Source organism: Pseudomonas simiae, from assembly GCF_900111895.1.
In the GTDB taxonomy this organism is placed as follows: Bacteria; Pseudomonadota; Gammaproteobacteria; order Pseudomonadales; family Pseudomonadaceae; genus Aquipseudomonas; species Aquipseudomonas simiae.
The window spans coordinates 23,449-37,836 of record NZ_FOKB01000015.1 but is presented as its reverse complement, the minus strand read 5'-3'; the positions used below and the strand labels follow the sequence as shown (position 1 = coordinate 37,836).

Genomic DNA, 14,388 nt, shown 5'->3' with positions numbered 1-14,388 from the left:
TGTGTTAAGGTCACAATCATGGCGATAAAAGAAGGCCTCCGCCCGGGGGGCCGTAGTGCCCGGGTACAAGAATCCGTCCATTCAGCCGTGCGTGAACTGCTGGAAGCCCATGAGCGCTCCAGCGTCACTGTGCCGATGATCGCTGCGCGCGCGGGGGTTACGCCCTCGACCATCTACCGGCGTTGGGGCGATCTTTCTGTGCTACTGGCGGATGTGGCGTTGGCGCGGATGCGCCCGGACAGCGAGCCGGCGAATACCGGCAGCCTGCGCGGTGACCTGCAGGCCTGGGCCGAGCAGTATCTGGATGAGATGAGTTCGGAGCCTGGACGGAACATGATGCGGGATGTGCAGTGCAGCCAGACGCCAGGCTATTGCGTGAGCATCCTGAGCGGGCAGTTTCAGGCGATTGTCGATCGCTATCCGGACAGCAGCCCGCCGAGCGTGGATCACCTGATCAATCTGCTGGCGGCGCCAACGGTGTTTCGTATTCTATTCTCGACCACGCCGCTGACGGTTGAAGAGCTGCATAGGCTGATCGAACTGGCACTGAAGGTCTGAAGCCCTTACACAAAACCAAATGTGGGAGCGGGCTTGCTCGCGAAGGTGGTGGATCAGTCAGTACATTCTGTAACTGACACACCGCCTTCGCGAGCAAGCCCGCTCCCACATTTTTGACCGCGTTCAGGTCAGCGCTTACGTGCGCATCCCGCGTCCGCTCACCAGTAACTTCGCGCAACCGATATACAGCACAACGGTCGCCACCAACATGAACGTGATCGCCACGCTGATCTTGATGTCCGACACCCCCAGGATGCCGTAGCGGAAGGCGTTGACCATGTGCAGCACCGGGTTGGCCAACGACACGGTCTGCCAGAACGGCGGCAGCAAGCTGATGGAGTAGAACACCCCGCCCAGGTAGGTCAGCGGCGTCAGCACGAAGGTCGGAATAATCGAAATATCATCGAAGTTGCGTGCAAACACGGCGTTGATGAAACCCAGCAGCGAGAAGATCGTCGCCGTCAGTACCACCACCAGAATGGTGACCCCGAGGTGATGCACCTGCAGGTGGGTGAAGAACAGCGACAACAGGGTGACGATCACGCCCACCATCAACCCACGCAGCACACCGCCGAGGGTGTAGCCGATCAGGATGGTATGGGGCGACACCGGCGACACCATCAGTTCTTCGATGGAGCGCTGGAACTTGCTGCCGAAGAAACTGGAGACCACGTTACCGTAGGAGTTGGTGATCACCGACATCATGATCAGGCCCGGCACGATGTACTCCATGTAAGTGAAGCCACCCATGTCGCCAATCTGGCGGCCGATCAGGTTACCGAAGATCACGAAGTACAGGACCATGGTGATCGCCGGCGGCAGCAGGGTCTGCGGCCAGATCCGGGTAAAGCGCTTCACTTCGCGATAGACGATGGTTTGCAGCGCGACGAGGTTGGGTTGCAGTTCGGAACTCATACCGCCACCTTCGCCAGATTTTTCTCCACCAGGGACACGAACAACTCCTCAAGGCGATTGGTTTTGTTACGCAGGCTCAGCACTTCGATGTTCTGGGTTGCCAACTGCGTGAACAACGCGGTGATGCCCATGGCCTTGTCCACCTGCACTTCCAGGGTGTGGCTGTCCACCAGGCGGCTCGGGTAGCCGAGCAGTTGCGGCGGCGCCGACAAGTTGTTTTTCAGATCGAGCAAAAAGGTTTCCACATGCAACTGACCCAGCAGGTTTCGCATGCTGGTGTTTTCGACGATGGTGCCGTGGTCGATGATGCCGATGTTGCGGCACAGCTGCTCAGCCTCTTCCAGATAGTGGGTGGTGAGGATGATGGTGATGCCCTTCTCGTTCAGCTCGGTGAGAAAAGTCCACATCGAGCGACGCAGTTCGATGTCCACGCCGGCAGTAGGCTCGTCGAGGATCAGTAGACGCGGCTCGTGCACCAATGCGCGGGCGATCATCAGCCGGCGTTTCATGCCGCCGGACAGCGAACGCGACGGCACATCGCGCTTGTCCCACAGGCCCAGTTGGGTCAGGTACTGCTCGGCGCGTTCCTTGGCGACTTTCGCCGGGATGCCGTAGTAGCCGGCCTGGGTCACGACGATGTCGAAGGTCTTTTCGAACTGGTTGAAGTTGAATTCCTGGGGCACCACGCCGATGGAACGCTTGAGCGCCGCCGGGGATTTGTCCAGGTCATGGCCGAAGATATTCACCGTGCCGCTGGTCTTGTTGACCAGGGTCGAGAGGATACCGATGGTGGTGGATTTGCCGGCGCCATTGGGGCCGAGCAAGGCGAAGAAGTCACCTTCGGCAACGTCCAGATCGATACCACTCAGGGCCTGGAAACCGTTGCCGTAGGTTTTGGTTAGCTGCCGGATGGACAGAGCGGAACTCATATCGGATTACGCACCAAAGAAGGGAATAGAAAGAGTAGATGAGGGCGCAGCCCAGGTAGTTCAACGGCGGCGCATGACAAGCATGGTGCTTGCCCGCGCCGCACAAGTACAGTCACCTGTATTAATAGTCAGTATTAAGTCAACGCGGTCATGACCGCTTTGCGGTAAGCCGGACGCTGCTGCAGGCGCGCATACCAGGCCTCTAGATGGGGCATTGCGGGCCGTTCGATGGGCATTTCGAACCAGGCGTAGATAAAGCTGCCCAACGGGATATCGCCCATGCCGATCTCGTTGCCCGACAGATACGGCTGTGTAGCAAGCGCTTCATCAACGGTTTTGAGCACATCGATACAGGCCTGGCGACCGGCGTGGATGGTCTCCCAGTTCTGTTTTTCCGCCGGGGTGCGCAGCACGCCCCAGAATACGATCTTGAACGGTTCGGCAAAGGTCGACGTGGTCCAGTCCATCCACTTTTCCGCGTTGGCGCGGGCTTTCACGTCTGTCGGATACCAGCGGCAAGCCTGCTTGGCGCAGAGGTAGCGCACGATGGTGTTGGACTCCCACAGCACGAAGTCACCGTCTTCGATCATCGGCACCCGGCCGTTGGGGTTCAACGCCCGGTATTGCGGCGTGTCGACCACACCAAAAGCCCCGCCCGCATCAATTGCTTCATAGTCCAGGCCGAGTTCCTCGGCGCACCACAGTGCCTTCCTGACGTTTGATGAATTTTTACGACCCCAGATTTTCAGCATGACCGCGCCTTTGTTGTTGATGAACATGGCTAGATGAAGGCAGCAGCATACGCCGGTTCACACGCGGCTCAAATCGCTCTGCATGTCGCCCAGTAACGGCGGCATATCCTCGGCAAACAGATGGGGGTAACACGCTTGGATGTGGGCGAAGAAGAAGGCCTCGGGCACGTCAGGAAATTGCCCGTGGTCGACCACGTACTCCATCGATCGCTGGCCTTGGCGATTGAACGCGTGGAAGACGCTGTCGTGGAGGCCGTCGAAATCCAACGGCGGTACATCGAACACATCGCACAGTTGCTGGTTGAACGCCGGCGTGGCCTTGACCCAACGATCGTTGAGGTAAAGCTCGGTATAACCGTGCATGGCAAATACATCACTCTTGAGCAACGCGATCAGGCGTGGCGTCGACAAATGATTGCGCACATCCGCCAGGCCGATGCGCGCCGGAATGCCGCAGTGGCGGGCACAGGCGGCGAGCAAGGTGGCTTTGGGCACGCAATAGCTTTCGCCGGTGGACAGGGCGAAGCTGGCATTTAATGTGTCTGGATCGCGGCTGAAGGTATAGGGGTTATAGCGAATCGCCTCACGCACGGCGTAATAGAGGCTGACTGCCTGGTCACTAAAATCCCTACGGGTTCCACGGTGTTTTTCGGCGAACTCCACCACCGCAGGGTGGTCACTATCGATGAAGCGGCTGGGACTCAGGTAGGTATCCATGAGCTTTATCTCCGAAGAAAGCCTGGAGTCTAACCACAGGCCTGTCTTGGAGATAACGACGAATCGGCCAAATCTCGTTACACCCTGATCACCCCGCTTGTTCGGATGCCGACTAAGCTCCCTGGTGGTTTCGCCCCTGTTTTCACGGAGGATTGAATATGCTGTTGTTGTGGATACTGGTGCTGGTGGTCGGCATTGCCTACCTCGCACACCGCCGCGTCGCGCCCCTGCCCGCCCTGGGCGTGGTCGCCGTCTACCTGCTGGCGATGGGCGCCTGGAGCCATGCACCGGGTTGGCTGCTGCTGATCTTCTGGGTGTTGATCGCCTTGGTGGCCGCTCCCCTGCTGCTGCCCGACCTGCGCCGCCAATACTTCACCAAGCCACTGTTCAGCTGGTTCCAGAAAGTCCTGCCGCCGATGTCCGAGACCGAGCGCGATGCCATCGACGCCGGCACCGTCTGGTGGGACGGCGAACTGTTCAGCGGTCGCCCGGACTGGGACAAGTTGCTGGCCTACCCCAAGGCGCAACTGACCGAAGAAGAACAGGCGTTTATCGATGGCCCCACCGAAGAACTCTGTGCCATGGTCAGCGACTGGGAAATCGGCCAGGCCATGGACCTGCCGCCCGCGGCCTGGGAACACATCAAGACCCACGGTTTCTTCGCCCTGATCATTCCCAAGGAATATGGCGGCAAGGGCTTCTCCGCCTATGCCCACTCCCAGGTCGCGATGAAGCTCGCCACCCGCAGCGGTGACCTGGCATCGACCGTGATGGTGCCCAACTCTCTCGGCCCGGCCGAACTGCTGCTGCACTACGGCACCGAAGAACAGCGCAACCACTACCTGCCGCGCCTGGCCCGTGGCGATGACATCCCCTGCTTCGCATTGACTGGCCCACTGGCCGGCTCCGACGCGGGCGCGATGCCGGACACTGGCGTGATCTGCAAAGGTGAATGGGAAGGCAAGGAAACACTCGGCCTGCGCCTGAACTGGGAAAAACGCTACATTACCCTCGGCCCGGTTGCGACCTTGCTCGGCCTGGCCTTCAAGGCCCACGACCCGGACCATCTGCTGGGTGAAGAGGAAGACTTGGGCATCAGCCTGGCGCTGATCCCCACCGACACCCCCGGCGTGGAAATCGGCCGTCGCCACCTGCCTTTGGGCGCCGCCTTCATGAACGGCCCCAACGCCGGCAAGGATGTGTTCATCCCCCTGGAATTCCTGATCGGTGGCCAGGAAATGCTCGGCAAAGGCTGGATGATGTTGATGAACTGCCTCTCGGTGGGCCGTTCGATCTCCCTGCCCGCCGTGGGTACCGGCGCGGCCAAGTTCACCAGCCTGGTGACCGGCCAATACGCCCAGGTGCGCGAGCAATTCAATGTGCCGCTGTCGGCCTTCGAGGGTATCCAGGAAGCCCTTGCGCGTATCGGCGGCAACGCCTGGCTGATGGACAGCGCACGCATGCTCACCGCCAATGCCGTCGACCTGGGGGAAAAACCCTCGGTGCTGTCGGCGATCCTCAAGTACCACCTCACCGAACGCGGCCGCGAGTGCATCAGCCACGCCATGGACGTGCACGGTGGCAAGGGCATCATCATGGGACCGAACAACTACCTGGGCCGCAACTGGCAAGGCGCGCCGATCTTCATCACCGTAGAAGGCGCGAATATCCTGTCGCGCAACCTGATGATCTTCGGCCAGGGCGCGATCCGCTGCCATCCGTTCGTGCTCAAGGAAATGGCCCTGGCCGGTCGCGACGACCATGACCAGGCATTGAAGGAGTTCGATGGGCTGTTGATGCAACACATCGGTTTTGCCGTGAGCAACGCCGCCAGTACCTTGGTGTTGAACCTCGGGGTGGGGCATTTCGAGAAGGCGCCGGGCAATCGTTTGAGCCAGGGCTACTTCCGTGCACTCAACCGCCAGGCTGCCGCATTCGCGCTGCTGGCTGACCTGAGCATGATGCTGCTGGGTGGCGAGTTGAAGCGTCGCGAACGCTTGTCGGCACGCCTGGGTGATGTACTGAGCCATATGTACCTGGCGTCGGCCGCACTCAAGCGTTATCACGACCTGGATTCGCCGGATCACCTGGAACCGCTGTTTGCCTGGGCCATGGAAGAAAGCCTCGGCGAATCGGAACGTGCGCTGGATGAACTGCTGAGCAATTTCCCGAACAAGGTGCTGGGCTGCCTGCTGCGGGTGATCGTGTTCCCGTTCGGCCGTCGCCATACCGGGCCGTCGGATGCGCTGGATGCCGAAGTGGCTGCGGTAATCGGCCGTGCCAAGGGCGACCCGACCCTGGAAGAGTTGCTGGCCGGCTGCTACCGACCGCAATCGGCGGAAGATCCGGTAGGCGCCTTGCAACATGCCTACGACTTGCTCGGCGCCAGCCATTCGCTGCAGAAGAAACTGCACGTGGCACTCAAGAGCGGGCAGGTCAAACCGACTGCCGGGGAACACGCCATCGACGCCGCGCTGCACGCAGGCGTGTTGCAGCCGGCCGAAGCGCACACCTTGCGTGAGGTGGAAGCGGCACGGCGCAAGGTGATCGACGTGGACGATTTCAGCAAGGAAGAGCTGACCCAGGCTGAGGGTAAAGTCCGCTGATCCCAGTGGTCATATAAATACGGGCGCGAGAGCTATATACTCTCGCGCCCGTTTTTGCTTTAGAGGACTTATCTCGTGTCCAACGTCGTTGCCGATCATCTCGTCTTGCTCGACCACCTGCGCAGCATCCTGGTTGCCGTCGGCGAAGCCGAACAGGTGCCCGAGGAAAGCCATTCACTGTTCCTGGAGCGCTTCGACGAATTGCGCGCCCTGCTGCCGATCGACCCGATCGAAAGCCAGTACCTGGGCCAGGACCTGATGAGCCAGGTCATCCTGCGTTACCCGCAGATTGCCCACTTGGTGCCGCGCGACCTGCTGTGGTTCTTTGGCGGTGACTGCCTGCACTTCATGCCCGACGAAGAACTGGACCTGTACCAGGCGCTGGAAGAACGTCGCTTCGAAGCCGAACAGAACGACGAACCGTTCGACTGGAACCAGGAAAAGCAGCTACTGGCCATGCCGGACGACCAGAGCAAGCACTGATCAGCGACCTGGAATGGGCCGACGCAACGTCGGCTCCTTCGCCATGCACGCCACCAGATAATCGATAAATACCCGTAACTTCGGCGGCAGATACCGCGTGGGCGAATGCAGCAACCACGCCTCGCCATGGTAGGACGCAATAAAGTCCCACGCCGGCAACACCTGCACCAACCGCCCCTCCTCCAACGCGTGGCGCGCCGTGAAATACGGCAAGCTGGCGATACCCACATGCTGCAACACCGCATCCAGCCGAACTCCGGTGTGGTTCGCCGCGTAACGCCCGCGCACCGCAACCGTCACGGCCTTGCCAGCCTGGCGGAATTTCCAGCGTGAATCACCGGGTGTCTCCCCCAGGTAGATGCAGCTGTGCGCCAGCAGATCATGGGGATGCCCCGGCGTACCGTGTGCGGCCAAGTACTGCGGCGTCGCGCACAGCAAATGCTCGATGGGCAACAACTGCCGACCCACCAACCCCGGCGGTGGGCTGTCGGTGATGCGGATGCTCAGGTCGACATTGTCATCGATCATGTCCACCTGGCGATCCTCCAGGATCAACTGCACATCCACCTTGGGATAACGCCGCAGGAATTCCGGCATATGCGGGTGCACCACAAACCGCCCCACCGCCTTGGGCACGCTGACTCGCACCAGCCCTTCGGCTTCATGGGTGAACTGGCCGCTGATCTCCATCACCGAGCGCGCCGCGCTGACCATCTCCTGGCAGCGCTTGAACACCTCCTCCCCGCCTTCGCTGAGGCGCAACTTTCGCGTGGTGCGCTGCAGCAAGCGCGTCGCCAGGGCCTTCTCCAGGCGAGAAATGCTGCGGCTCACCGAGGAAGGCGAAGCACCCAGCTGCCGGGCGGCCTCGGAGAAGCTGCCGGTTTCCACCACTTTGACGAAAATCGCCATTTCGCCCAGCAGCGGCAAAGGAAGATTGATGCTCATGGTGCACAGGTCCATTGATAATTGAATGGATTATCACCTATCCACGCACTATTTATACTGCCCGCAGAACCCTGATGCGGATGTAGATCATGACCGAGCGCCTGTTTTTTACTCACGACCACCTGACTGCCGAGCTAGAGGTGTTGAGTTGCACACCTCACGGGGAGCAGTTTGCAGTCATCCTGCAGTCGACGATTTTTCACCCACAGGGCGGCGGGCAACCTTTCGATACCGGCTGGCTCGGTGAAAGCACTGTACTTCGCGTCACCCAGGAAGCCGACCGCGTGGTGCACTATGTCGACCGCCCATTGGAACCCGGTCCGATCACCGCTCGGGTCGATGAACAGCGCCGCACGTTACACACCCGATTGCATTCCGCCGGGCACCTGATCGGCAACGCAGGCGAGGCCCTGGGCTGGATGCCGATCAAGGCTCATCACTGGCCCGGCGAAGGCAAGATCACCTTCATCCGTGGCGAAGCGGCGCAAGCCATGGAAGCCGAGGCGCTCCAGCAACAGGTCAACCAATGGATCGCCGCGGATTACCCGCGCCGCATGAACCTGGAAGACGGCACCCGCGAAGTCGGCTTCGGCGAATTGCCCGCGTATGCCTGCGGCGGCACCCACGTGCAGGCGCTGAGCGAATTGGGCCAGGTGAGCATCCTGGCCCTGTCGGAGAAAAAGGGTGCGCTGTCGGTGCGCTACGAAATCGCTTAAACCTCAATCGCCCCCGCCCGCCCCGACTCCACCACAAATGACTTGAGGGTCGACACCGTGGCCGCCGGGTCGTGGGGGTCGGTAATCACACGCAGGTTCGTGAGCATCTCGTGTGCTTCCGCCTCCACCGACACATACCCCCGCTGGCGACTGTCGAAAAACTTCACATGCGGGTTGAGCGGCAGCAGCTTGCTGAACGCGTCAAAGGGCGGGCCGTCGGACGTCACTGAAGTGCCGACAAATTCCGTGGCCACCACCTGCGAGTCCGGGTTGTTGCCATCAGCCTGCAGATCCGTCACCCAGAACGAATGGATATCACCGCCCCAGAACACCGGGTTGCTGACCCGGTTACGTTCGATGGAAGCCAGCATCCGTGAGCGATTGGCCATGTAGCCATCCCAACCGTCGGTCCAACGTCCCGGTTTGTGGTTGGTCAGGTCACGCTGGGTCAACGGGGCCACCAGCAGGTCCTGGGCGATGATGTTCCATTGCGCCTTCGACTGGGCAAACCCTTGCTCCAACCAGGCCTCTTGCTGCCAACCAAGCAGGGTTCGGCCAGGGTCGCGCAAGTCGTGACAGAGGTTATCGGCAATATGCCCCTGGTGACTGCCATTGGCCAAAATGCACGGTTGTTCGGAACGATATTGCCGACCGTCCAGCACGTGGAAGCGGGCCAGTCGGCCGTAGTCCAGGCGTCGATAAATGCGCATGTCCGGCCCCTTCGGCAAGCTGCTGGCACGCAACGGCATATGCTCGTAGTAAGCCTGGTAGGCCGCCGCCCGCTGCTGCATAAATTGTGCGACAGGGACCCTGGGATCCTGGGACCAGCGGTTGGCGTAGTCGTTCTGCACTTCGTGATCATCCCAGGTCGCCACGCTCGGTGCGGCGGCGTGCAGGGCCTGTAGATCCGGATCGGTTTTGTACAGGGCATAGCGGTTGCGATAGTCGCTCAGGCTCACTGCATTGCCGCTGCCGTGGGAGCGAATGATCTTGCCCGAATCCGCCGCGTAGGAACTGTCGTAGATGTAGTCGCCGAGAAAAAACACCAGGTCGGGCTGCTCCTCTGCCAGGTGGCGATAGGCACTGAAATAGCCGCGTTCCCAGTGGGAACACGAGACAAACCCAAGGCGCGCCGACGTCATGGCATGCACGCCCGGCGCCGTGCGCGACTGCCCCACCGGGCTTTGTGCCCCAAGCCCTTCGAACTGATACCAGTAAGGCCGGCCCGCCTCCAGCCCCGCGACTTCCACATGCACTGAATGCCCCCAGCGCTCGCTGGCCATGACCTCGCCCTGGCGCACCACGCGGCTCATGGCGGCATCGCTGGCGACCCGCCAACGCACCGGCACCGATCGGCTCAAGCCGCCCCGGCCATCCGCGGCATTGAACAAAGGCGCCAGGCGTGTCCAGATCACAAACCCGTCGGGCAACGGGTCTCCGGACGCCACGCCGAGGGTGAACGGATAGTCCACTCCGGCACTGCGCGCAAACGGACTGAGGATCGAAAACGTGGTGGCGACGGCCAGCCCGGCAAGCACCCGGCGCCGGCCATGATCAACCTCACCACTCACCGCCGTAACTCCCAATCCTCACGCACCGGGGCGAACACCAGCATGTCCTCATGCACGCCGTTCTTGAGGAACGCCCCGCGCATGCAGCCTTCGTACCGCAAGCCGATTTTCTCCATGACCCGCGCCGACTCTTTGTTGCGACTGAAACACTGGCTGCCCACACGGTGCAGGTCGAGTTCGGCAAAACCGTAGTCCATCAGCGCACGCGCCGCCTCTGCTGCATACCCTTGGTTGCGCGCATCCGCCGCTACCCACCCGCCCAAATGTCCATAGCGGTGGGCCGGGTTGATGCGCAGGCTGACGATGCCGATCAGTTCACCGCAGTCACGCCGATGCATGCCCAGGCTCAACAGGTGGGCCGAGTGAAATTTTTGCTGCATGCCCTCGATAAAGTTCTGCGCCGTTTCGAGGGTGTAAGGCGAGGGAATGCTCGCCGTGTTATCTGCGATGTTCGGACCGTTGGCGAGGGCCCACAACGTCTCGGCCTGATGGTTTTCCAGTGCGCGCATTAACAGTCGCGACGTGGATATTTGTGGCAGATCACAGCTCATTTCCAGGGGCCCTCGAAGTAAAGTTTTTGAGAGTGCTCCTGCCACATGTCAATTCTGTTACGTCACAAAAATGTCTTGAGATTCGCCTGTAAGACGCGTCCTAGAGCCCTCAAAACGTCAATTAAAGTTAACCAATCGGTCATTTTTGGTTGTTAGCGTGTCGCCCCTAATTCAATAACGGGGTAGCGGAATGAGAACCTGGGACGAACCGAAAAAACGCAAGGCGCACATCGAACTGATCCCGATGATCGACGTGATGATGTTCCTCCTGGTGTTTTTCGTACTCGTGAGCCTGAACGTGATTCCGGCCCTCGGCATGAAGACGCAACTGCCCAGCGCCAGCAGTTCGCAGCAGCTCAAACCACAGAACAAATTCATCCTGACACTGGGCCTGGAAGGCCAGCTGCAACTGGATGGCAAGGACCTCACGGTCGACGCGCTGGTGCCGGCGCTGAAAGCGGCGGAAAAGCCCGACACCAAGTCGACCATCATCGTTAACAGCGACAAAGGCGTGGAGGTTTCGCGCCTGGTGGAAGTGATGGACACCCTGCGCCTGGGTGGCTTTACCTCCGTGTCCATTGCTACGCGTAAGTCCTGATCATGTACGTATTGTTTCGTGCGCGTCAGCTGGTGGGCAGCGTTCCGGCCCTGATCGCCCTGGTCCTGATTGCAGTGGGTATCCAGTCCCAGACGTTGAAGGTCGAGCCGGTTTATGACGAATCGGCGGTCGAGTTGGCGTTGGTCGAGCCGGAGCCGGAAGTGATCCCGGAGCCGGTGGTGGAACAAGCGCCGCCACCGCCGGTGATCGAGGATGAAGAGGCCGAGCCAGCCCCGCCGCCACCGCCGCCAAAACCGCTGCCCAAACCCAAGCATGAGCCCAAGCCGAAACCTGTGCCCAAGCCCGTAGTCGCCCAACCGACACCTGCACCGGCTCCGCCACCGGTCACTGCCAAACCGGCACCGGCGGCTGTGGCACAGGTCGCGCCGACGCCCGCGCCGCCTGCGCCACCTAAGGTCGATGGCCAAGCACTGGAAGGCGGCTATCTCAAGGGGCTGCGCAACGAGTTGGACACCTACAAGCAGTATCCCACCGGGCGTCAGGCCTCCCTCGAACGCCCGACCGGCGAAGTGGTGGTCTGGTTGCTGGTCGATCGCCAGGGCCGGGTTCTCGACTCCGGCTTGCAAACCCAGGCCTCGAGCATGTTGCTCAACCGGGCCGCCACCAACAGCTTGCGTCGCATCAAGCAAGTCAAGCCGTTCCCCGAGCAAGCCTTCGGGGGCCGCAATGAGCAGCGCTTCACCGCCACCTTCAACTACAGCGTGCAATAAGCACCCGACACCAGGACGACAGAGATGAGGTTCACACGGATTCATCTGGCACTCGTTGCCGCAAGCATGGGCCAGGGAATGGTCATGGCCGACACCAACAACAGCGACGTCGGGACTATTGGGGTTCAGGGCAAAGCCACGGCAGGTGGCGGCTACATGGTGCAGGAGGAAAGCATCAAGGGCCGCTCCACCGTAACCAAGGAAGCGCTGGATAAACAGACCGCCACCGGCAACGCCGTGGACAAGCTCAAGTACACCCCAGGCTTGAACATTTCCAGCGAAGACAACACTGGCCTGTCCGGCTTTCGTTTCACCATGCGCGGGCTCAACTCCGACCAGGTGGGAATGTCGGTGGACGGCATGCCGATCAACGACTCGGGCAACTACGCGCTGTACTCCAACCTGTTGGGCGACCCGGAAAACATTGAGCAGATTTTCGTCACCCAGGGTTCCTCGGAAGCCGACGGTCCGCACATCGGTTCCAGCGGCGGCAACATCGGCATCGTGACCATTCGCCCGACCAAGGAAACCGGGGCATTCGTCAAACAGGTGATGGGCAGCAACGCCACGCGCAAGACCTTTGCCCGTCTCAATACCGGCGAGATCAACGGCCTGAGCAACTGGTTGTCGGCGTCGCATACCGAAGGCCAGATGTGGCGCGGTTCGGGCGCCGTGCGCGCGGACAAGGTCGAATGGAACAGCTTCTTCGACGCTGGCGATGGCAACACCGCCAACCTGATTCTCAAGTACCACGAGCAGGACAACAACAGCTACAGCCAACTGACCAAGGCCCAGTACCAGCAGAACGGCCGCAAGTACGACCCCTACCCCGCCACACCTACCGTGGGCAGCAACGGCAAGTACAACAGCTACTACGCGCTGGCGCAGAACCCGTTCCAGACGTTCACCGCCGTGCTCAATACCCAGTTCAAACTGGCGGACAACCTCGCGCTGTCGGTGATCCCGTATTACTACTGGGGTAACGGCAGCGGTGTCGGCTCGTCCAGCTATGCGCTGAACCGCGGCTCGAACCAGGGTGGCGTATTCGACCTGGGCAACCTGCCCACCGGCGCCCAATACAACGCCGACGGCACCCCGAACAGCGGTGTGTACTACCGCCCTTCGCGCACCCAGACCTGGCGTCCGGGCATCACCACCAAACTGAACTGGGACCTGGGCGACCACAGCCTGCAAGTCGGCTACTGGTACGAACGCGCACGCCAAAGCCAGACCCAGCCGTTCATTCCGCTCAAGTCCAATGGCAAGCCGGTGGACACCTGGCCGGATTCCAACGACGCCGTGGCCGATGCCAACGGCAACACCATCCAGGGTCGCGACCGCTTCACCATCACCCCGGCGCAGAAGGTCTGGGCCCAGGACACCTGGTACATCAACTCGGACTGGACCCTGATCGCGGGCCTGGCCTACATGAACGTCAAGCGCGACGGCACCAACCACGGCAGCCTCACCGAGCAGCCGGAAAAACGTAACCAGACCTACAACAAGTTGCTGCCCAACGCCGGCCTGAAATACCAGTTGGACGAACGCGACCAGTTGTTCTACAGCCTGTCGCGCAACATGCGCATCCCGCAGAACTACGTGCTGTACGACAAAGGCGTCGGCTCCATCGACTCCAAGCCGGAAACCAGCTGGAACCATGAGTTGGGCTGGCGTTACACCGATGAAGACATGACCGTAGCCGCCACTTTGTTCTACATGCAGTTCAAGGATCGCCAGGTGTCGTCGCGCGACATCAACGGCGACTTCGCCGACATCAACGCCGGCTCCGTCAACAACAGCGGCCTGGAGCTGGAGTGGAGCGGCCTGTTGCCGAATCACTTCAACTACTACACCTCCTACACCTACACCAAGGCCGAGCAGCAAGACGACCTGACCGTCTACAACGCCGGCAAAGCCATCGTGTTGCCCACCAGCGGCAAGCAGTTCGCCAACGTGCCGAAAAACATGCTGGCCGCCAACATCGGCTACGACGACGGTCGTTTCTACGGCACCTTCGGCGGCAAGTACACCAGCAAGCTCTACGGCGACCTGACCAACGACGAAGCCATCTCCGGCCGCACCGTGTTCAACGCCGGCGCGGGTATTTACCTGCCGGTGGACAAAAAGGTGGTCAAGGACGCGACCCTGCGCCTGAACGTCGACAACCTGTTCGACAAGAAATACCTGGACGGCGTCTACACCACCAAGACCAACGCGGCCAGCTACAGCGGTTTCCGCGACGGCGACCCTGCCTACATCGTAGGCCTGGAACGCACCGTGACGGTTTCCCTGGAAGCCAACTTCTAATTGCGAGGT

The 14,388-nt window shown here is 60.9% G+C and carries 14 protein-coding genes; 7 read left to right on the top strand and 7 right to left on the bottom strand.

What is annotated here, in order from left to right:
- Positions 1 to 18 precede the first annotated feature (18 nt).
- Positions 19 to 558, top strand: coding sequence for a TetR/AcrR family transcriptional regulator (locus tag BMZ57_RS28060; RefSeq protein WP_021492115.1), 540 nt, complete (start codon positions 19 to 21; stop codon positions 556 to 558).
- A 135-nt stretch (positions 559 to 693) separates the two neighbouring features.
- Here BMZ57_RS28060 and BMZ57_RS28055 read toward each other — a convergent pair whose 3' ends face one another.
- The 4 genes from BMZ57_RS28055 to BMZ57_RS28040 all read right to left on the bottom strand — a co-directional run bounded on the left by BMZ57_RS28055 (position 694) and on the right by BMZ57_RS28040 (position 3,871).
- Positions 694 to 1,473 (bottom strand): ABC transporter permease, encoded by a 780-nt coding sequence (locus tag BMZ57_RS28055; RefSeq protein WP_010211648.1) that lies wholly within the window; start codon positions 1,471 to 1,473, stop codon positions 694 to 696.
- Positions 1,470 to 2,402, bottom strand: coding sequence for an ABC transporter ATP-binding protein (locus BMZ57_RS28050; protein WP_010211649.1), 933 nt, complete (start codon positions 2,400 to 2,402; stop codon positions 1,470 to 1,472). The genes BMZ57_RS28055 and BMZ57_RS28050 overlap by 4 nt, the downstream gene beginning before the upstream one ends.
- 134 nt (positions 2,403 to 2,536) lie before the next feature.
- A complete protein-coding gene (locus tag BMZ57_RS28045; protein ID WP_069673195.1) occupies positions 2,537 to 3,154 on the bottom strand; it encodes a glutathione S-transferase family protein in 618 nt (205 codons plus the stop codon).
- A 57-nt stretch (positions 3,155 to 3,211) separates the two neighbouring features.
- Positions 3,212 to 3,871, bottom strand: a complete 660-nt coding sequence (locus tag BMZ57_RS28040) for a transglutaminase-like domain-containing protein (RefSeq protein WP_010211651.1) — start codon at positions 3,869 to 3,871, stop codon at positions 3,212 to 3,214.
- Between the two features lie 158 nt (positions 3,872 to 4,029).
- Here BMZ57_RS28040 and BMZ57_RS28035 point away from each other — a divergent pair, with 158 nt between their 5' ends.
- Together BMZ57_RS28035 and BMZ57_RS28030 are read left to right on the top strand one after the other, a co-directional pair.
- Positions 4,030 to 6,477 (top strand): acyl-CoA dehydrogenase, encoded by a 2,448-nt coding sequence (locus BMZ57_RS28035; RefSeq protein WP_010211652.1) that lies wholly within the window; start codon positions 4,030 to 4,032, stop codon positions 6,475 to 6,477.
- Between the two features lie 75 nt (positions 6,478 to 6,552).
- A complete protein-coding gene (locus BMZ57_RS28030) occupies positions 6,553 to 6,960 on the top strand; it encodes a PA2817 family protein (RefSeq protein ID WP_010211653.1) in 408 nt (135 codons plus the stop codon).
- Here the strand turns inward: BMZ57_RS28030 and BMZ57_RS28025 are convergent, their stop codons facing one another.
- Entirely contained in the window at positions 6,961 to 7,905 is a 945-nt protein-coding gene (locus BMZ57_RS28025) for a LysR family transcriptional regulator (RefSeq protein WP_010211654.1), read from the bottom strand. It abuts the gene before it with no gap.
- Positions 7,906 to 7,994: 89 nt separating this feature from the next.
- Between BMZ57_RS28025 and BMZ57_RS28020 the strand changes: the two genes are divergently transcribed.
- Positions 7,995 to 8,621 (top strand): alanyl-tRNA editing protein, encoded by a 627-nt coding sequence (locus BMZ57_RS28020; protein ID WP_010211656.1) that lies wholly within the window; start codon positions 7,995 to 7,997, stop codon positions 8,619 to 8,621.
- On the opposite strand, the gene BMZ57_RS28015 is transcribed toward BMZ57_RS28020, so the two are convergent.
- Entirely contained in the window at positions 8,618 to 10,192 is a 1,575-nt protein-coding gene (locus BMZ57_RS28015) for an alkaline phosphatase D family protein (protein WP_069673181.1), read from the bottom strand. The genes BMZ57_RS28020 and BMZ57_RS28015 overlap by 4 nt on opposite strands.
- Positions 10,189 to 10,743, bottom strand: coding sequence for a GNAT family N-acetyltransferase (locus BMZ57_RS28010; RefSeq protein ID WP_069673182.1), 555 nt, complete (start codon positions 10,741 to 10,743; stop codon positions 10,189 to 10,191). The genes BMZ57_RS28015 and BMZ57_RS28010 overlap by 4 nt, the downstream gene beginning before the upstream one ends.
- A gap of 190 nt (positions 10,744 to 10,933) precedes the next feature.
- Here BMZ57_RS28010 and BMZ57_RS28005 point away from each other — a divergent pair, with 190 nt between their 5' ends.
- The 3 genes from BMZ57_RS28005 to BMZ57_RS27995 are packed head-to-tail and all read left to right on the top strand — an operon-like array spanning position 10,934 to position 14,379.
- Entirely contained in the window at positions 10,934 to 11,341 is a 408-nt protein-coding gene (locus tag BMZ57_RS28005) for an ExbD/TolR family protein (RefSeq protein ID WP_005786670.1), read from the top strand.
- A 2-nt stretch (positions 11,342 to 11,343) separates the two neighbouring features.
- On the top strand, positions 11,344 to 12,072 hold the full coding sequence (locus BMZ57_RS28000; RefSeq protein ID WP_069673183.1) for an energy transducer TonB family protein: 729 nt from the start codon (positions 11,344 to 11,346) through the stop codon (positions 12,070 to 12,072).
- Positions 12,073 to 12,096: 24 nt separating this feature from the next.
- On the top strand, positions 12,097 to 14,379 hold the full coding sequence (locus BMZ57_RS27995; protein WP_021492120.1) for a TonB-dependent receptor: 2,283 nt from the start codon (positions 12,097 to 12,099) through the stop codon (positions 14,377 to 14,379).
- Positions 14,380 to 14,388 lie beyond the last annotated feature (9 nt).

What these genes read in the sequence shown, in the direction of transcription:
- BMZ57_RS28060 (WP_021492115.1), top strand. Translation starts at nt 19, where the DNA reads ATGGCGATAAAAGAAGGCCTCCGCCCGGGGGGCCGTAGTGCCCGGGTA.
- BMZ57_RS28055 (WP_010211648.1), bottom strand. Translation starts at nt 1,473, where the DNA reads ATGAGTTCCGAACTGCAACCCAACCTCGTCGCGCTGCAAACCATCGTC.
- BMZ57_RS28050 (WP_010211649.1), bottom strand. Translation starts at nt 2,402, where the DNA reads ATGAGTTCCGCTCTGTCCATCCGGCAGCTAACCAAAACCTACGGCAAC.
- BMZ57_RS28045 (WP_069673195.1), bottom strand. Translation starts at nt 3,154, where the DNA reads ATGCTGAAAATCTGGGGTCGTAAAAATTCATCAAACGTCAGGAAGGCA.
- BMZ57_RS28040 (WP_010211651.1), bottom strand. Translation starts at nt 3,871, where the DNA reads ATGGATACCTACCTGAGTCCCAGCCGCTTCATCGATAGTGACCACCCT.
- BMZ57_RS28035 (WP_010211652.1), top strand. Translation starts at nt 4,030, where the DNA reads ATGCTGTTGTTGTGGATACTGGTGCTGGTGGTCGGCATTGCCTACCTC.
- BMZ57_RS28025 (WP_010211654.1), bottom strand. Translation starts at nt 7,905, where the DNA reads ATGAGCATCAATCTTCCTTTGCCGCTGCTGGGCGAAATGGCGATTTTC.
- BMZ57_RS28020 (WP_010211656.1), top strand. Translation starts at nt 7,995, where the DNA reads ATGACCGAGCGCCTGTTTTTTACTCACGACCACCTGACTGCCGAGCTA.
- BMZ57_RS28010 (WP_069673182.1), bottom strand. Translation starts at nt 10,743, where the DNA reads ATGAGCTGTGATCTGCCACAAATATCCACGTCGCGACTGTTAATGCGC.
- BMZ57_RS28005 (WP_005786670.1), top strand. Translation starts at nt 10,934, where the DNA reads ATGAGAACCTGGGACGAACCGAAAAAACGCAAGGCGCACATCGAACTG.
- BMZ57_RS28000 (WP_069673183.1), top strand. Translation starts at nt 11,344, where the DNA reads ATGTACGTATTGTTTCGTGCGCGTCAGCTGGTGGGCAGCGTTCCGGCC.
- BMZ57_RS27995 (WP_021492120.1), top strand. Translation starts at nt 12,097, where the DNA reads ATGAGGTTCACACGGATTCATCTGGCACTCGTTGCCGCAAGCATGGGC.